The 18,936-nt window shown below is 40.0% G+C and carries 17 protein-coding genes; 4 read left to right on the top strand and 13 right to left on the bottom strand.

Going from position 1 to position 18,936, the window contains the following annotated elements:
* Positions 1–13: 13 nt before the first annotated feature.
* Positions 14–583 carry a BON domain-containing protein gene (locus QL986_RS14635; protein ID WP_013465983.1) on the bottom strand — a complete coding sequence of 190 codons (570 nt, stop codon included), beginning with the start codon at positions 581–583 and terminating at the stop codon, positions 14–16.
* Positions 584–896: 313 nt separating this feature from the next.
* Between QL986_RS14635 and QL986_RS14630 the strand changes: the two genes are divergently transcribed.
* Complete coding sequence (locus QL986_RS14630) at positions 897–1,562, top strand: LiaF domain-containing protein (protein ID WP_024601700.1); 666 nt, start codon at positions 897–899, stop codon at positions 1,560–1,562.
* A gap of 46 nt (positions 1,563–1,608) precedes the next feature.
* Here the strand turns inward: QL986_RS14630 and QL986_RS14625 are convergent, their stop codons facing one another.
* Positions 1,609–2,025, bottom strand: a complete 417-nt coding sequence (locus QL986_RS14625; RefSeq protein WP_024601699.1) for a VOC family protein — start codon at positions 2,023–2,025, stop codon at positions 1,609–1,611.
* 236 nt (positions 2,026–2,261) lie between these two features.
* Between QL986_RS14625 and suhB the strand changes: the two genes are divergently transcribed.
* Positions 2,262–3,065 carry an inositol-1-monophosphatase gene (suhB, locus tag QL986_RS14620; RefSeq protein ID WP_010391751.1) on the top strand — a complete coding sequence of 268 codons (804 nt, stop codon included), beginning with the start codon at positions 2,262–2,264 and terminating at the stop codon, positions 3,063–3,065.
* A gap of 50 nt (positions 3,066–3,115) precedes the next feature.
* Here the strand turns inward: suhB and QL986_RS14615 are convergent, their stop codons facing one another.
* The 6 genes from QL986_RS14615 to queA all read right to left on the bottom strand — a co-directional run bounded on the left by QL986_RS14615 (position 3,116) and on the right by queA (position 10,532).
* Positions 3,116–4,903, bottom strand: coding sequence for a bifunctional diguanylate cyclase/phosphodiesterase (locus QL986_RS14615; RefSeq protein WP_024601698.1), 1,788 nt, complete (start codon positions 4,901–4,903; stop codon positions 3,116–3,118).
* Between the two features lie 132 nt (positions 4,904–5,035).
* Complete coding sequence (gene secF, locus QL986_RS14610; protein ID WP_013465987.1) at positions 5,036–5,983, bottom strand: protein translocase subunit SecF; 948 nt, start codon at positions 5,981–5,983, stop codon at positions 5,036–5,038.
* A 9-nt stretch (positions 5,984–5,992) separates the two neighbouring features.
* Positions 5,993–7,852: a protein translocase subunit SecD gene (secD, locus tag QL986_RS14605; protein ID WP_013465988.1), complete on the bottom strand. Its 1,860-nt coding sequence runs from the start codon at positions 7,850–7,852 to the stop codon at positions 5,993–5,995.
* A gap of 19 nt (positions 7,853–7,871) precedes the next feature.
* Positions 7,872–8,207 (bottom strand): preprotein translocase subunit YajC, encoded by a 336-nt coding sequence (gene yajC, locus QL986_RS14600; protein ID WP_010391747.1) that lies wholly within the window; start codon positions 8,205–8,207, stop codon positions 7,872–7,874.
* 26 nt (positions 8,208–8,233) lie between these two features.
* Positions 8,234–9,361 (bottom strand): tRNA guanosine(34) transglycosylase Tgt, encoded by a 1,128-nt coding sequence (tgt, locus tag QL986_RS14595; RefSeq protein ID WP_013465989.1) that lies wholly within the window; start codon positions 9,359–9,361, stop codon positions 8,234–8,236.
* A 139-nt stretch (positions 9,362–9,500) separates the two neighbouring features.
* Positions 9,501–10,532: a tRNA preQ1(34) S-adenosylmethionine ribosyltransferase-isomerase QueA gene (queA, locus tag QL986_RS14590; protein ID WP_024602873.1), complete on the bottom strand. Its 1,032-nt coding sequence runs from the start codon at positions 10,530–10,532 to the stop codon at positions 9,501–9,503.
* Between the two features lie 718 nt (positions 10,533–11,250).
* On the opposite strand from queA, the gene QL986_RS14585 reads away from it, so the two are divergent.
* Both QL986_RS14585 and QL986_RS14580 read left to right on the top strand, forming a co-directional pair.
* A complete protein-coding gene (locus tag QL986_RS14585; protein WP_008114824.1) occupies positions 11,251–13,782 on the top strand; it encodes an EAL domain-containing protein in 2,532 nt (843 codons plus the stop codon).
* Between the two features lie 187 nt (positions 13,783–13,969).
* Positions 13,970–14,173: a hypothetical protein gene (locus QL986_RS14580; protein ID WP_138687016.1), complete on the top strand. Its 204-nt coding sequence runs from the start codon at positions 13,970–13,972 to the stop codon at positions 14,171–14,173.
* A gap of 46 nt (positions 14,174–14,219) precedes the next feature.
* Here the strand turns inward: QL986_RS14580 and QL986_RS14575 are convergent, their stop codons facing one another.
* The 5 genes from QL986_RS14575 to pstB all read right to left on the bottom strand — a co-directional run bounded on the left by QL986_RS14575 (position 14,220) and on the right by pstB (position 18,925).
* Positions 14,220–15,137: a hydrogen peroxide-inducible genes activator gene (locus QL986_RS14575; RefSeq protein ID WP_013465992.1), complete on the bottom strand. Its 918-nt coding sequence runs from the start codon at positions 15,135–15,137 to the stop codon at positions 14,220–14,222.
* Positions 15,138–15,218: 81 nt separating this feature from the next.
* Positions 15,219–16,487 (bottom strand): inorganic phosphate transporter, encoded by a 1,269-nt coding sequence (locus QL986_RS14570; protein WP_008114819.1) that lies wholly within the window; start codon positions 16,485–16,487, stop codon positions 15,219–15,221.
* A 39-nt stretch (positions 16,488–16,526) separates the two neighbouring features.
* Entirely contained in the window at positions 16,527–17,201 is a 675-nt protein-coding gene (locus tag QL986_RS14565; protein WP_008114817.1) for a TIGR00153 family protein, read from the bottom strand.
* Between the two features lie 150 nt (positions 17,202–17,351).
* On the bottom strand, positions 17,352–18,053 hold the full coding sequence (gene phoU, locus QL986_RS14560) for a phosphate signaling complex protein PhoU (protein ID WP_008114815.1): 702 nt from the start codon (positions 18,051–18,053) through the stop codon (positions 17,352–17,354).
* 44 nt (positions 18,054–18,097) lie between these two features.
* Positions 18,098–18,925, bottom strand: a complete 828-nt coding sequence (gene pstB, locus QL986_RS14555) for a phosphate ABC transporter ATP-binding protein PstB (protein ID WP_008114812.1) — start codon at positions 18,923–18,925, stop codon at positions 18,098–18,100.
* Positions 18,926–18,936 lie beyond the last annotated feature (11 nt).

Here is an 18,936-nt window from a genome sequence, read left to right as displayed (position 1 = left end):
TTAGTATAGTGTATTATTCTGCAATAACAGTTAATTCATCAACTACCTTGCGAACATCTTCAGCGTTTTTAGCAATTTCCATCGCTAATTGCTTTTCAGCATCAGACTCAACTGTACCTTTAAGAGTTACCACACCATTATCGGTATCAACATCAATGTCTGTACCACCTACTTCAGAATCAAATAAGTAACGTGTTGTGATCACTGTAGTGATTTTAGCATCTGTTAAATCACTTTCAGTGTCGTTACCCATCATTTCAGAATCATGCTTCTTCATGTCGGTGTTTTTTACCACAGTTAGACTGTTTTCAACGTCAGTTACACCATCTAGGCTTAGCACGAGTTCTTCAGCAAGCTCTTTATCTACTTCGCTGTTTACTTTACCTGTTAGCATTACCTTGCCGTTTTTTACGTCCGTGTTGATATCAAAGTTATTTAGATTGGTGTTCATAAGCAATACTGTTTCTGCTTTCCCATCAATCCAAGCATCTTTACTTTCGTTTTCCCAACTGCTTGCCTGAGCGCCCATTGCGGTTGTTCCTAATACTAGGGCTGCAATCATAGACTTATTAAATGTTTTCATAATCGTTCTCCTTTTGATTAAAGACACTTAAGCTAATGCGAGCATCGGGCCAACATTTTTTAACCTTTAATTTCAATAGGTTAATTTAAAATAGTAGATATTGGCTTAAACCTACTAAGTAAACATTTACAGACTATTGCGTAAAAGTTTCTCGAATAGCGAAACTTACTAAATAATTGTATATTTGGTTAATCTGTCGTTAATATAATAAAAAATCAAAAACCCAAAATCATAAACCACTGAATTTAAACAATTTAATATTTGGTATAAGGCTTGCTTTGAAATAACCAGCAATCATAAAAGGATAATTTAAATGTCTGTTAAAATTGAAGACCGCCCTATTGAGCAAGTTCGTGAGCAAGTGATTGATCAGCTCATTTATAACTACAGCCATGGTGTTATTTCTGTAGAAGCATTTGAAAGGCGCTTAGACGACGCCATGGCAGCGAGTGACAATAAAGCACTTATGGATCTCGTTGAAGATTTAACTTTAAATACTGACCAGCAATATAAGGCGCAAAAGCACTCTCAGTTTGCACCTAATTATAGCGCGCAGCATGAGACTGATGAAGAGCCACTTACATTAAGAAGCATTCTTGGTTCGAGTGAACGAACCGGCCAATGGGTAGTTCCTCAAAACATTTATATAGAAAACTACATGGGGTCAATCAATCTTGATTTTACGGATGCTATTTTTACCCACCAACATGTCACTATTCACGTTAATTGTTACTTTGGCAGCGAAGAAATATATGTACCAGAGCACGTTAATGTAGTTTCTAAAATGTTTTGTATTTTAGGCAGTTTTGAAAATAAAACAGTGTCACTTAATAAGCGCCAAGGGCCAACGATTCACATTGAAGGAAAAACTGTTTTAGGCTCTGTGGAAGTTAAAGTTAAGCGCACTATTAAAGAAAAATTTATTAGCTTTGCAAATGATCTAAAAACTCAACTTGGCATAAATGGTAAACAGTATTAAATATGCTAAACATTGAATGAAGCCATAATAGTTGGCTTCATACATATTATAAGTCGTTATTTCGCTCACTAGGTACATCACTCATGTACTCTACAAACTCAACTTCAAACCCTGCAGGGTCAATATAATAAATGTTTTTTCTAAATGGATTTACAGCACCTTCTTTACTTATTGCAAAGCCCGCATGTTTTAGGCGCGCTATTACTGCATTTAAGTTATTGGTTACATAGGCAAAGTGTGCCAAACCAATTTGATGTCCTGATAGGTTGCGGTTTTTCCCTTCACCGTGATCGCTTATAGCAATATATTGATCGTTATCACCAAAATGTACCCAGCGCCTTGCTTTACCATACCAAGTTCCTTCCCCCTCACTTCTAATTGACCAATAGGGAAACGCTGCTTGGTAAAACTTAAGCATGGCGTTTATGTCACTAACAACTAAATTTACGTGTTCTAATTTCATAACTTTCTTCCTATTAATTGAATATAGAACATCATAAAACCTCAAGTTAACTTTAGGTAAAGCGCTAATTTACAAATTTATTGTCTGTTTTTATTCCGATAAATATATTGAAAGATCATGGCTGTACAAAAAACACTCACAAGTATTTAGGCTTTATGGTTTACTTTATGGCAAAAACCGCTAAAATACGCCGGCTTAAATATATAAACGTTCTTTTACAACCCAAAGGTAATACCATGCATCCAATGTTAAACATTGCGGTTCGCGCTGCGCGTAACGCAGGCAAGCTTATTCTTCGTGCAAGTGAAGACTTATCAAAAGTTGAAGTGCAACAAAAAGGCACTAATGATTTAGTTACGAACATTGATAAAGAAGCCGAAGCCGTAATTCGTGACACTATTTTACGTTCTTACCCTGATCACTGCATCGTTGGTGAAGAGTTAGGCGAACACAAAGGTAAGGATGCTGATTACCAATGGATTGTTGACCCACTTGATGGCACAACTAACTTCATCAAGGGTATCCCTCATTTCGCAGTATCTATTGCACTTAAAGTTAAAGGTCGTTTAGACCAAGCCGTAATTTACGATCCAATTCGTGGCGAACTTTTTACCGCTTCTCGTGGTCAAGGCGCACAGTTAAACAGCAAACGTTTACGTGTATCTAAAACGGTTGAACTTGCCGGTTCTGTTCTTGCAACAGGTTTCCCTTTCAAACAAAAACACCACTTAGATGCCTATTCTGAAGCGTTTAAAGCATTATTCGTACATACCGCTGATATTCGTCGTGCAGGTTCTGCAGCACTTGATATGGCGTATGTTGCAGCGGGTCGTGTTGATGGTTTCTTTGAAATTGGTTTAAAACCGTGGGATACAGCAGCAGGCGAGCTATTAGTTAAAGAAGCTGGCGGCATGGTTGTTGATTTTGCTGGCGGTAATAACTACAACGTGAGCGGTAACGTTATTTGTGGTGCACCTAAGCTAACACAAGCGATTGTTCGTGAAATGCGCCCAGTATTATCTGAGTCGTTATTACGTTAATCGTAATACCGCACTAAAAAAAGGAGCCGAGGCTCCTTTTTTGCTTTTTGTTAGCCACTTTTTTTACTATTGGATAAACGCACAACAGCGGGTGCAGGCCTTCTTCGATTACAAATAAATAAGTAGCTGTGACGATAACGTTTTGCTTCTTTTTTAGCATCTGTGGCTAATGCCGCTACTTGATGGCTATTTTTACACTGCTGCAGATCCGGCTCAACTAAACCTATCGATAATGTAAGTAAAGGTACAAACTGCTTTTCGCCCTCTCGATTAGTTGCCCAATACCCTTTTCCAGCAATATGCTCTGGCGTAAAAAATACGCGTGACTGCAATTCAAATTGCGTGATAATGGTATGACAAACCTCCACCGCATCTTTTTTTTCAAACACCACCATAAAGTCATCGCCACCAATATGCCCGACAAAGTTAGCGCTGTGCGCACACGCTTTTACAGTCACATCGGCCAGAAGTTTTATCACGCTGTCCCCACTGGCATAACCATACAGATCGTTAAATTGTTTAAAATGATTTAAATCGATATAGGCTAGTGAAAATGGCTGTTTATGTTGCAGACGCTGCTCTATTACTTCACTAATTGCCACATTACCCGGTAACATGGTCAGAGGGTTAGCATGTTGGGCGTGGCGGATTTTTTCAGCGGTAATGTGCTTTAATATGTCCCTGAGCGGTGCCAAACCTAAATATTTATTATTACTTGTGATAACAATATGGCGACGAATATCAAAGTCTTGCTCTGTTATTTGCTGAGAGACAATATCAAGCATTTGATTTTCATCAACCACCAAAGGCTGTTTATCCATTAACTCTGTGACTTCACATTTATCATAAAGTGCATGCCCGTATGGCGCGGCAAACACTTCTGTTAGCTGATCTTTGTGTAACAGCCCTATTGGCTGCTGATTGCTATTTAAAACGGGTAAGCTAATTATGCGCTTGTCTTGCTCAAAAAGCGCATGAGCTTCTTTACAACGCGTGTGACTGCTAATGGCAGGCTGAGCAACAGCAAGCACCCCGATAGCCATTGATTGTTCAAACTTTGACCCTGCTTGAGTCGATGTAAATGCTTGTAACTGCTTACAGTTATAGTCATAGCTTGGTTGTTGGCTGGGTCTTTCTAACAAAAATCCCTGAACATGACTTATGCCTATACTTTTAACTAAATCGAGTTCTTCAGTACGCTCAATTCCCTCAGCAATCACCGCTGTATTTGTTGCCCGCGCTAACACCACAATTGATTTTAGAAATTCTTTTTTAACTTCGCTTTGATCGCAATGATCAATAAAGTAACGATCAATTTTTACAATATCTGGGCATAACTGAGACCATTGCTTTAGACCGGAATAACCTGCACCAAGATCGTCAATAGCAATAGTGAAGCCTAGCTCTCGATAATGAGCAATGGTTTTTAACAGTAAAAAGCCATCATCTACTTTTTCTTGTTCGGTGACTTCAATCACCACACGATTAGCCGCAAGACCAAACTGTTCAATTAAATGTAAGGTTTCGCCTTTAGGGTGGCTCGGATCGAGTAGAATTTTTGGGCTGACATTTAAAAATAACTTCCCTTGTAGATTTAGTTTTACAAAGTTTTCTATGGCGCGAGAACGGCATAAAAGCTCAAGCTCTGAGATAAATTGATATTTATGAGCCGTTTCGAATAGCTTATTTGGCATCGCTAATGGGCTATTTTTAGGGCCTCGACTCAGCGCTTCATACCCAATAATAGATTGCTTAGTTATATCAAAAATAGGTTGGAACAAGGTTGTTATTGCCCCTTGTTGTAAGATTGACTCTAAGGCTTTACGTTGCTCAGTCACTACTAGCTCTGATCAAAATTAAATAAGAGTGATAAAATATCAAGCTCGTATGACAATTATATGTCTTACACGCTAAGCAATAAAAAACCGCTCACAAGGAGCGGTTTTTTAAAAAGGATAATTTAATCTCAATTAAGGCATTGAGTCTAAATCGGCACCTTCTTTTTCAATCACCTCTGGTATTAAATCTTCTTTACTTACGCCCATGGCAATCGCCACCGAGCTGGCAACGTAAACTGAAGAATAAGTACCAATAAATACACCAAATAATAGTGCGGTAGCAAAGCCATGAATAGTTTGACCGCCCCATACAAAGAGTGCAATCAATACTAAAATAGTGGTAATTGATGTAACTAAAGTACGATTAAGTGTTTGCGTAAGTGACAGGTCAATAATTTCAATGGTGTCGTCAATACGTACTTTACGGAAGTTTTCACGGATACGGTCTGATACAACAATGGTATCGTTTAGTGAGTAACCTATCACGGCGAGTATTGCAGCCAAAATAGTTAGGTCAAACTCTAAACCAAGCACCGAGAATAAACCAATCGTAATGATTACATCGTGTAATAGTGCACCCACCGCACCTACAGCAAAGCGCCATTCAAAGCGAAATGCCACGTAAATTAAGATACATATAAGCGCAGTTAACATGGCAAGGCCACCCTGCTCTTTTAAGTCTTCACCTACGCTTGGGCCTACAAACTCAATACGGCGCATTACTACGCTATCATCAGCTTGTTTAAGGGCAGCAATTACTTGGTTACCAATCACTTCTGCTTTTACATCATCACCGCGAGGGGCTAAACGGACCAGTATTTCTTGGCTTGAGCCAAAAAGCTGTACCGATGCATCAGCAAAGTCGTTTTCAGCCAGTACATTACGTACTTTTTTCAGATCAGCTGGTTGTGAAAAACCCACCTCAACCGCGGTACCGCCGGTAAAATCTAAACCGAAATTTAAGCCTTTAACAAAAAGTGACGCCAGCGACGCTATGATTAATAACGTAGAAAAGCCCATTGCCACTTTTCGAAGAGACATGAAACGAAGGGTTTTTCCGCCCAATCTTAAAATTTGCATGTCTGCTCCTTAAATTGAAAGTTTATCAACACGTTTACCACCAATAAATAGGTTGATCACCGCACGGGTACCTACAATTGCTGTAAACATAGAGGTTAAAATACCAATTGCTAGGGTTACCGCAAAGCCTGCAACAGGACCGGTACCAACAGCAAACAAGATAATCGCCGCAATTAATGTGGTGATATTGGCATCAAAAATAGTACTAAAGGCGCTATCGTAACCAAAATGAACCGCTTGTTGAGGGCTACGGCCATCAGCGAGCTCTTCACGAATACGCTCAAATATAAGTACGTTCGCATCAACAGCCATACCCACGGTTAATACAATACCTGCGATACCCGGTAGGGTAAGCGTTGCACCTGGAATTAACGACATTACACCAATAATAAGTACTAAGTTGGCAGCCAGTGCGATATTCGCAACAAGACCAAAACCTTTGTAGTAAATAAGCATAAAGGCCAGTACAAATGCAAAACCTAAGGCTACAGCGGTCATACCTGCTTCAATGTTTTCTTGACCTAGGCTTGGCCCAACCGTACGTTCTTCTACTATTTGAATAGGCGCAACCAGTGCACCCGCGCGAAGTAGTAAACTTAAGTTATGTGCTTCAGCGGGGTTATCAATACCGGTAATACGGAATGAACGGTCAAGACGCGCTTGAATGGTTGCTACGTTAATCACTTCTTCCACTTTAATTGGTGGAAGTGCTTTACCTTCGCTATCTTTTTTACCCGATGGCTTGTACTCAATAAACACGGTAGCCATACGTTTACCAATAGCACGTTTGGTGAAGGCATTCATTTTTGCCCCACCTTTACTATCGAGTTTAATGCTTACTTGTGGACGCTGGTATTCATCTGCACCTGACTGCGCGCCAGTAATATGGCTACCTTCAAGAATAATGCGCTTTTTTAGTACCACAGGATAACCATCACGGCTCATGATCATTTCAGTACCCGGTGGGATACGACCTTGAGCAGCGGCACTTATGTCAGCATTTTCGTCAACTTCACGAAACTCAAGCGTGGCCGTAGCACCTAAAATTTCTTTAGCGCGAGCGGTATCTTGAATCCCTGGTAATTGCACAATAATACGTTCAGCACCTTGGCGCTGAACATTTGGCTCTGCAACCCCAATTTGGTTGATACGATTACGAATAATCGTTTCGTTTTGCTTGATGGCATAGTCACGAATTTCTTTTAGCTTTAGCTCACTCATAGTGGCAAAGAATGCGTTATCGTTACTGCTATCATCAATGTAAACGTTTAATGGGTAACGGCTTTCTAAAAAGCGCTCTGCGGCTTCTTTATCTTCTTCGTTACGCATTTCTACACGCATACGCTCTGAGCCTGCTACACGGCGCACACTACGATAACGTAGTTTTTCTTCGCGCAGGTCGCTACGAAAATCTTGCTCCATTTGCTCAAGCTGATTATCAACCGCAGTGACCATGTCGATTTCCATGGTGAAATGTACACCACCACTTAAATCTAGGCCTAACTTCATAGGATTACCGCCAAGCGACTTTAACCAAGCCGGTTGTGCCGGTGCCATATTGATAGCTGAGATATAATCGTCACTAAGTGAGTTACGCAATAAGTCTTGCGCTTTTAGTTGGTCTTCAACGTTTTTAAAACGAACAAGAATTTGCCCGTCTTCGAGTTTCGTCGATTTAGCGCTGACGTTATCTTTTTTGAGGATTGCGTTTACTTTGTCTACAACACTGAGGTCGACATCGGTGCCTTTAGCGCCAGAAACTTGTATGGCCGGATCGCGGCCATACAAGTTTGGTGAAGCATATAAAAGGCCAATGGCTAACACAGCTAAAACAAGTAAATACTTCCAAATTGGAAACTTGTTTAACACGGGGCCGTCCTTATTATTTTTATAGCGACTTCATTGTGCCTTTAGGCAGTACAGCAGATACTGCTGATTTTTGTACAGTTACTTCTGCTTGCTCATTTAATGAGATCACGATGAAGTCTTTATCTTCAGCAATTTTTACGATTTTACCCACTAAACCACCTTGGGTTAGCACTTCATCGCCTTTTGCCATCGCGCTCATTAAGCTTTTATGCTCTTTTACGCGCTTTGCTTGCGGGCGGTAAATTAAAAAGTAAAAAACCAAACCAAAAATCGCTAACATAATTAGCATTTCCATACCGCCGCCTGCTGCAGGTGCGCCAGCGCTTGCATGTGCGTTTGAAATAAATAAACTCATAATACTTCCTCTTTAATTTTTAAATTTTAATTTGTTGTATCAGCTAGCTCTGGCACTTCTTGGCCTCGGCGAGCGTAAAAATCGTGTACAAATGTCTCTAGTTGACCTTCGCTAATAGCATTACGCAAACCTTCCATAACACGTTGATAGTATCGTAAGTTATGGATAGTGTTTAGTCGTGCGCCAAGAATTTCGTTACATTTGTCTAAATGATGCAAATAAGCACGCGAATAATTGTTACAGGTATGGCAATCACACTCTGGATCAAGTGGGCCAGTATCTGTTTTATGCACTGCGTTACGGATTTTTATGATGCCAGTAGTAATAAATAAGTGACCGTTACGTGCATTGCGCGTTGGCATTACACAGTCAAACATATCTATACCACGGCGAACCGATTCAACTAAGTCTTCTGGCTTGCCAACACCCATTAGGTAACGCGGTTTGTTTTCTGGCATTTTATAGGCACAATGATCAAGAATATTAATCATTTCATGTTTAGGCTCACCCACCGATAAACCACCGAGTGCATAACCATCAAAACCAATCTCTTCAAGGCCCGCTTGTGATTGTGCACGAAGCTCAGGATACATACCGCCTTGAATAATACCAAACAATGCTGATGGGTTGTCGCCATGCCCTTCTTTAGAACGCTTAGCCCAACGAAGAGAAAGCTCCATAGAGTCTTTGGCTTCTTTTTCGGTGGCAGGATATGGCGTACATTCGTCAAATATCATCACGATATCTGAGCCAAGATCACGCTGCACTTCCATTGATTTTTCTGGCGACATCATAATTTGGTCACCATTTACAGGCGATTGGAACATCACGCCTTCTTCAGTGATTTTACGCATTGCACCAAGGCTAAATACTTGGAAACCGCCTGAGTCAGTTAAAATTGGGAAGTCCCAATTCATAAAGTCGTGTAAATCACCATGCTGTTTAATGATTTCAGTACCAGGGCGCAACATTAAGTGAAATGTATTGCCCAAACAAATTTGTGCACCCGTTGCTTTTACTTCATCAGGTGTCATACCCTTAACCGTGCCGTAAGTACCTACAGGCATAAACGCCGGTGTTTCTATTACACCTCGGTCAAAAATCAAGCGGCCGCGGCGCGCTTTACCATCAGTGCAGTCTAATTCAAATTTCATAATATCCTCTGTGTCGGAAAAACAGTCCAACAAGCTATAATTTAACCGCTCGATTCTACCCTTTTTACCACCCTATTACTATTAGCAGTGAGAAATTCACTATGCTTAGGAGTAAAATAAAAACCGATAACGCTGTAAATTATTTACGGGTCAAAAACATCGCATCGCCATAGCTAAAAAAGCGATACTGTTGTTCAATCGCCGTATTGTAAGCGCCCATAATGTTGTCTTGCCCTGCAAAGGCACTAACTAACATGATCAGAGTTGATTCGGGTAAATGGAAGTTAGTTACCATGGCATCAACAACGTTAAATTGATAACCCGGAAAAATAAAGATATCGGTATCGCCAAAGTAAGTATCTAGCTTGCCGCCATGTATTTTTGCTGCAGACTCAAGTGAGCGTACTGAAGTTGTACCTATAGCAATCACACGTCCGCCTTTGGCTTTGGTGCTTGCAACCGCATCCACCACATCTTGTGGCACTTCAATATATTCAGAGTGCATGATGTGCTCATCAACACTCTCAACTCTTACAGGCTGAAAGGTGCCAGCACCAACGTGCAAGGTTACAAACGCCATTTGCACGCCTTTATCTTTGAGCGCAGCCATGAGTTTATCGTCAAAATGAAGACCTGCAGTAGGTGCAGCAACAGCGCCTGGCTTTTCGCCATATACCGTTTGGTAACGCTCACGGTCGGCTTCGTTATCTGGGCGGTCAATATAAGGAGGAAGCGGCATGTGGCCGACATCATTTAAAATATCGAGCACATTTTCACTGCGGTCAAACTCAAGCTCAAACAAAGTATCGTGGCGTGCCACCATAATAGCTTTTGCTTTGCCCTCTAAAATGAGTACATTACCTGGCTTTGGGGATTTACTCGCACGAATATGCGAAAGTACGCGGTGTTCGTCTAATACGCGTTCAACGAGTACCTCAACTTTACCACCAGACTCTTTTTGACCAAACATACGCGCAGGTATAACCTTGGTATTATTAAAAACCAGTAAATCGTTTTCGTTTACAAGCTCAAGTATGTCACTAAATATTTTATGCTCAATCTCACCAGTTGGCCCGTTTAGGCTCAATAAACGGCTACTCGTTCTATCTGCTTTAGGAAAACGAGCAATTAATTCATCAGGTAAGTCAAAGCTAAAATCAGCTACGCGCATTATTAGAATTCCACATCATTTAAAATCGCGCCAAGTGTATACCCAAACCACCTCAAAATGCGAGTTTCAGTTGGAATTAAAAGCGATTTAGGCAAGGCATTGATTGCAAATAATAGTGGTTCTATTATTAATATCAATAACGCAGTATAAATCGCTTTTAAGCCAACCAGTGGGCGTTTCACAGGGGCATACTCTCATCGTTGCTACTTCTTGAAAGGGACTACCATGACTGCAAAGTATCGCCTTGATATTAAGCTCCTATGAAGCGCTGAATTCTGCATTTTGAGGTGGTTTGGGTATATTTAAACCACCTCAAAATGCGAGTTTCAGTTGGAATTAAAAGCGATTTAGGCAAGGCATTGATTGCAAATAATAGTGGTTCTAGTATTAATATCAATAACGCAGTATAAATCGCTTTTAAACCAACCCGTGGGCGTTTCACAGGGGCATACTCTCATCGTTGCTACTTCTTGAAAGGGACTACCATTACTGCAAAGTATCGCCTTGATATTAAGCCCCTGTGAAGCGCTGAATTCTGTATTTTGAGGTGGTTTGGGTATTTAACTATTAGTAATGAAGCTCAAGATATCCCACATATTCCCCCTAATTAGCCACCAATGAACTACATTTAAAATAGCGGTTAAATACGCTTGTTCTTATCGCTAAATATCATTACTCTTACTGTTTTATGATCTGCATCTCTCGGAGTGGTACCTACGTGGCAAAACAGCTTAAATTGCTAATATTGAATGCAAGTAATGATGAGCGCCAGACTATTCGTGCCACGTTAGAGAGGCTTAATGTGTTTGAGTTCATTGAAGCATCAGACAGCCAAGACGCCCTAAAAATATTAAAAAATCAAAGCGTAAATATAATCATAACTGGCTTAGATGTAGGTAAAATTGATGGTTGGCGGTTTTCCCGTATGATCCGCTCTGGATTACTAAACACGCCTAAAAACACGCCTATTTTGCTAATTCCGCCCATTTATTGTGAGCGAATCGCCGAGACTACTGCACGAAGTTATGGCATAGATGCGGTACTGCCTTTTGAGCGCCAAGATATTCTGCCGCAAATACTCGCAAATGTGTTGTCGAGCCATTTAGAAAAAAGTAGTCGCTTAAACCTGTTGTTATTAGAACCCTTTGCCAGCAGGGCAAATGATATGAGTGAGCAATTAAAACTTAACTTTGCTATCACCCATGTCACAACTGAAAAAGCGGCGCTAAGTGCTTATAATCAGCAGCCTTTTGCTATCGTGCTACTGGATGCCACAGCGGCACAAGCAGAAAGCTCAAATCAATTAGTCGAAAAAATTCTGCAGCATAACCCTCAGCAAGCCATTGTTACTATTATTGATAAAAACGATGCCGATTACGCAGAGCAGTTATTACTTTCAGGCGTTACCGACTTTATTCGCGCCCCTTACGACCCCTCATTTTTAAATAAAGTCTGTGACCACGCAGCTCGTCGTGAAGACTTTATGGTCAGCTATGCTGAGTTTGCCAATAAAGTGCAGCAATTAAGTATTAGTGAAGTAAAGTATCGCGACCTGTTTTCAGCACATCAACGTATTTTATTGCACCTAAATACCGTGGTGCTTGAGCTAGACCAGCAAGGCAATATTCGCTTTATAAACCCTGCATGGGAGTCTTTGAGTGGTTTTGGGGTTAAATCGACCTTGAAACAACCATTAACTGCATTTTGTACCAAAGAGTATAAACAGTCGTTACAATCCACTATTGATGACATTTTACAAGGTGGCGCAAATAAACAAAAAATAGAAGTTAAACTGCAACAAAAAAATGGCAATTCGGTGTGGGTTGAATGCCGCCTCCAGCTAATAAAAAATAGCAGTAATAACGCGACCATTACCGCCACACTCGATAATATTCATGAACGTAAGCAAGCTGAGCTTCAATTACGCCATTTAGCATTGCATGACACGTTAACCGGCCTACATAATCGTTATTACTTTGACCAACAACTTAACTATATTTGCCAAAGCGAAAATACCTATGCAAATATTGAGCATGCGCTTATTTATATCGATCTTGATCACTTTAAAATAATCAACGACAGTAAAGGCCACCAACAAGGCGATATTGTTTTAAAAGAAGTGGCACAACTGTTTATTGCCAATATTAGTAATGAGCACCTGATCTGCCGTGTGGGTGGCGATGAGTTTGCGGTGATCCTTAAAAACACCAATTTATTAGATGCACATTTAATTGCAGAGGGGATTTGTAGTGCCATTGAGGGCAACCAATTTAAGTCAGAAGATCAAGTGTATTCAATTAGCTGCTCTATTGGCTTAACCCAAATTACTGCTGATAACTGCGATCCAAATGAATGTTTAAAGCAATCAGATATTGCGTTATATATTGCTAAAAATTTAGGCCGTAACTTAGTACATTGCTATTCAAAACAAGATGGTGAAAACAATGCGCTGCAAACGGGCTTAGAATGGGGTCATGGTGTACGCCAAGCTCTACAACAAGACAGTATAGAACTTCATTATCAACCCATTTGGGACTTTAAAACTAATCAGGTTGCTTACTTTGAAGTACTACTGAGATTAAAGCTCGACGACGAACTTATTTACCCAAATCAATTTATTCCCTCATTGGAAATGCTTAACGACACCTTTTTAATGGATCAATGTGTTATTCGTAACAGTATTGCGAGTGTTGCTGCGCACCCAGAGCTTCTTCAGGTTGCAATAAATTTATCGGCACAATCATTTTTAGATGAGCGTTTACTGCCGTTAATAGAGTCGAGCCTCGAAAAATATCAAGTGCCTCCGTCAAAAATTATTTTTGAAATAACCGAATCGGCTAGCATTAATAATTTGGCTGCCACCCGTAAAATGATTGAACGGTTAAATAATTTAGGCTGCCACTTTTCGATTGATGACTTTGGTACCGGATTTAGTACCTTTAATTATCTTAAACAATTACCAGCCCAACATGTAAAAATTGACGGCTCATTTGTCCGCGATATGCTTAACGATTCCATTGATTTAGCGCTAGTAAAAGCCATAAATGACATCAGTCGGTCACTAGATAAGCGCTCTGTGGCTGAATATGTGGAAACCGCTGAAGTATTTTTTGCACTCAAAGAAATAGGCGTAGACTACGGGCAAGGCTATTTTATTGCTCGCCCTGTCCCTATCGACAAGGTACTGATTGAATTAGAAAAAATAAAGAACAACCCTATTTTTTATCAAGATACCCTCACATCACTATAAACATTAATAAACAAATTTAAGCAATTTATTACTACCAAAATTGCCCATCTAACCTATACTTTGCTTATCGGCAGCACAATGTCATGAAAATTAAGTGATTACCTTAATTTTACATGACATCTTTATTTCTTATCGTCTAGATGTCTATACTCTTAAAGATGGACATTTGGTCATAAGGAGGATGTTTATGACGCAACTAATCACGTTATTATTGTTTATACACTTTGCTATTGCGCTTCAATGTTACAAGTATGCCCTGATTAAAGGCTACCCTGTAAAAACCTTTACAGTGCTTGGACTGGTGCCTTACTTCAATGTTGTTGTATGGGTTTACTTATTGTTTTTACCGCCTCTAGAGAGCTACCATGACCAGCACAAGCAGCCACTTTAATTCCCTGTGTTATTGAGCGTATTATCTCTAATACGCTTTTTTTACGTTACTTAAAATCAACACTGCACTGCTTTTTCAAAAAGACCTCTAACTGTTGGCTAAACAATTTAAAGTCACGAATCCGCCCCGTTGTTTTGCGCCACAGTACACCAATATCACGATAGGCATCACCTTGTGATGGCGTAGCAAGCATGTTTTTGTTTTCTAAAATACCCGCGTTAATCGCCATTTGCGGTAAAAAAGTCACGCCAAGTTTATACTCAACCATACTCAATAAAGTATGTAAGCTAGCTGCCTCAAAGGGATTTATACAGCTAGAGCGGTTTAAATGGCACGCGCTGAGCGCATGCCCAGTCATACAGTGCTCTCGCTCAAGTAAAAATACACTCGCTTCTGGTAGTAAATTAAAGTCTTCAATGCCTTTAGCTGGTGTGTAGTCTTTATGGTGCACTAAGCTAAAATGATCTTGTGCAAGTACTTGAGTATGAAATTTATCGGTTTCGTAGGGCAGCGCTAATAGTGCCAAGTCAATTTGCCCGTGCTCTAACTTATCAAGTAGCTTGTCGCTGGTATCCTCCACTAAAACTAACTCTAAGTCAGCAAACGTTTGCTGACAAAAGTGATAAAGAGGCGCTGCAATAAAGCTCGCAATCGTGGGAATAACACCTACCGTTAATGTGCCGCTAAGCGGCGTTAAAAAGCTTTTAGTAAGCTCTTTTAAGCTAATAGTATCGTTAATGATTTTTCTTGAACGCTCAACAACCTCTTCACCAATGGTGGTAAACATAAGACTGCGATTTTCTCGTTCTATAAGCTGACACCCTAAGGTCTCTTCTAAATTTTGAATTGCGGTGCTCAGCGTTGACTGGCCAATAAAGCAGGCACTTGCTGCGCGGCCAAAATGTTGATGCTGATGCACAGCTAATAAATACTGTAGCTGCTTTATACTAGGGAGATTGGTCATTTTTCTTTCCACAAATAAAAAGACCCCAACACCAAGGGCGTTGAGATCTTTTCAAGCTAAAAGTCTTTTAAGTACTTTTTATTAAACCCCAAAAGCGGTTCTTAGTACGTAGAAAATAACAATAGCAAGGGCAGCACCAACTGGCAATGTAATTACCCAAGAAACTACAATATTTCTTATTACACCCATATTAAGTGCGGCAATACCACGTGCCATACCTACACCCAACACGGCACCCACTAGGGTTTGTGTGGTTGAGATAGGTAAGCCTGTGCCCGATGCAATAACAACGGTAGATGCAGCGGCTAATTCAGCAGCAAAACCACGGCTTGGTGTTAAATGTGTAATTCCTTCACCAATGGTTTTAATTACTTTTTTGCCTAAAATAGCAAGACCGGCAACAATACCTAAACCACCCAGTGGTAATATCCACCAAGCAATAGCCGCTTTCTTCGCGATTTCACCATTATTTTCAACAATGTTTACAACAGCAGCTAGTGGTCCAATTGCATTAGCAACATCATTAGAACCATGAGCAAATGCCATACAACAGGCTGTTAGCACCATAAGTACTGCAAACACTTTTTCTACATTGTTAAACTGCATTTCTCTATCCGCTTTAGGATCGATATTTAAACGAGAAATCGCAATTTTACCAATAACAGCAACTAGTACCGCTATACCTATAGAAATAGCAAAACCTTCAAAGGTACCTAAATTAATACCAATGTGCTTTAAGCCTTTTTTAATGGTCACAAGTGCCATAATAAAGCCAGCTAAACCCATGTATATTGGTACAAAGCGCTTGGCATTTTTAAGTGGAGCGTCTGTATCAAATATCAGCTTTTGCGCACTCATAAATATTAAGTACGCTATAAAACCTGATATCGCCGGCGTTACAATCCAGCTACCTACGATACCGGCAACCTTACCCCATTGAATAGCCTCTGTGCCTACTGCAACCAGAGCAAAGCCAATAATAGCGCCAATGATTGAATGAGTCGTCGATACCGGCCAGCCTAAAAACGAGGCCATTAATAACCAACTGCCCGCGGCAAATAAAGAGGCGATCATACCTAAAATCATCAATTCAGGAATGTCGGCAAATGGGGCCGCATCAATAATCCCTTTACGAATTGTTGATGTTACTTCACCACCGGCTAAATAAGCACCTGCAAACTCAAAAATCATCGCGATAAAAATCGCTTGTTTAATGGTAAGTGCTTTTGAACCTACTGATGTACCCATCGCGTTGGCAACGTCATTTGCGCCAATACCATAAGCCATAAAAAAGCCGACTGCTGCGGCAATTAAAATTAATACCGTGCCGTAAGATGCAATGATATCCATTGTGTAACCTTAATCTTTCGTGTTTGAACTGATTTTAAATTAACGAGCTAACATCAGCTCAAGACGTGATCCTACGCGCTCTGCAATATCTGCAAGCTCGCCAACCCATTCAATGATTTTGTATAAAAACATTACATCTACTGGATTTAGCTCACTTTCTACTTTACGTAGTTGGCGGCGTATTCTAATTTGCATTTCATCCGTGTCTTGTTCTATGGCATCCAATTCTACGAGCATTTTTTCAACCAGAGTAACTTCTCTGCCTTTAAAGCCCGTTTCTAACAATTCTTCTAATTCATTAATCGCTTTAGATGCTTGTTTTGTTGCATCAACACAACGAGTTACATACGCCAAAAAGTCTTCTTGAATCTCTTTTGGTATGATCATCTCACGACCAATTACACGCCCAGCAATGTCTTTTGCCTTATTAGCAATTTTGTCTTGTTGGGTTACTAATTCGAGAAGGTCTGTACGCTCTACCGGCATGAATAATCCGCCAGGTAGTTGTAAGCGTATAGTTCTTTTCATTTCATCGGCTTCACGTTCTAAATTACGAATAGTTAAACGTAGCTCTTCAGCTTGTTGCCATTCTTCTTTAAAAACATGATTAAAAAAAGGTATCAAACTTTCGCTTGCTTGATGCGCTTTTCTGATGTGTTCTTCTATTGGTTTTATAGGTGATTTTGCAAAAACACCTAAAAAATTTGTTGGCATAACTGACCCTTTAATCAATTCAATATGCTGTTCAGCGTGAATTTTACAGCATTAAGCTAGATTGTGAACGCTTTTTCTCATTCAATTATTTACAAAAAATAAAAAAGGCAGTGTATTACTGCCTTTCTTATTTTCTAGTTATTCGTATCACTACAGTGATTTTTCAATATCTTCTTGAGATGTATGACGAATATCTTTACCGTTTACAAAATAAATGACATATTCAGCGATGTTTTGACAACGATCACCGATACGCTCTAATGAGCGAACAGACCATACTAAATCCATAATTTTTGGAATTGAGCGCGGATCTTCCATCATGTACGTCATTATTTGACGGGTGATAGCTTCATACTCTCTATCTACCTTAGCATCCTCTTTATGCACTTCAAACGCACGTTGCACATCCATACGTGCAAATGCATCTAAAACGTCATGCAGCATTTTAGATACTTGGCGACCCATATTTTCAATATTTACTAGTAAATCTTGTTGATCCTTAGTAAATGAGTCTAGTGCAACTTTAGCAATTCGCTTAGCTTCATCACCAATTCGCTCTAAATCAGCAATGGTTTTTGCTATTGCAATTACTAAACGTAAATCACTGGCTGCCGGTTGGCGCTTAGCAATAATACGGGTGCAATCTTCATCAATACTGACTTCCATTGCATTAACTTTGTAGTCGTTTTCACGTACTTTTTGTGCCAATACCGCATCGTTTTTGCTAACTGCATCAAGCGCGCTATTAAGTTGTTGCTCAACCAACCCACCCATACTCAGTACATGGTTTCGCACATCTTCTAACTCTTGGTTAAAACGACCAGAAATATGTTTATTAATGTTGTGTTCCATAATGACCTTCTTTAATAATTCATTGTTTTAGCGTTTTAACCCGACTAGCCGTAGCGTCCGGTAATATAATCTTCAGTTTTTTTCTTCGTTGGTGTGGTAAATAAGGTATTGGTATCTGAATACTCAATGAGCTCACCCATATACATAAACGCGGTTTGATCAGATACCCGCGCTGCTTGTTGCATGTTATGAGTAACAATAACCACAGTAAATTTATTCTTTAAATCATTAATTAGTTCTTCAATCACTAAAGTTGAAATCGGATCGAGTGCTGATGTTGGTTCATCAAGTAATAATACCTCTGGCTCTATCGCAATTGAGCGAGCAATAACTAAACGCTGCTGCTGACCGCCCGATAAACCAAATGCGCTATCGTGAAGTCTGTCTTTTACTTCATCCCATAATGCCGCACCACGTAGCGATTGCTCTACCACTTCATCAAGCTTACGCTTTTCTTTAATCCCTTGCAGGCGAAGACCATAAACCACATTCTCGTAGATTGATTTAGGAAACGGGTTTGGACGCTGAAACACCATGCCAACATTGCGACGAAGCGCAGCAACATCTACGCTTTTGTCGTAAATATTTTGCCCGTGCAGCATTATTTCGCCTTCTATGCGACAAATATCAACCAAGTCATTCATACGGTTAATACAACGCAGCAAAGTTGACTTACCACAACCCGACGGACCGATAAATGCCGTTACTTGGCCTTTCGGAATGTTCATATTTACTTTACTCAGTGCTTGTTTATCACCGTAGTAAAGGTCGAGATCTTTAATTTCTAGCGCTTTTTGTTCGTCTGTTAAATTATTTAAATCTAACTTCAAGCTTGGCTTTGCTTGGTTTACTTTTGGAGCGACTGTAATCATGTTTGTTACCT

It is taken from the genome of Pseudoalteromonas sp. APC 3250, assembly GCF_030407915.1.
In the GTDB taxonomy this organism is placed as follows: domain Bacteria; phylum Pseudomonadota; class Gammaproteobacteria; order Enterobacterales; family Alteromonadaceae; genus Pseudoalteromonas; species Pseudoalteromonas tetraodonis.
This window is presented reverse-complemented; position numbering and strand designations above follow the sequence as displayed.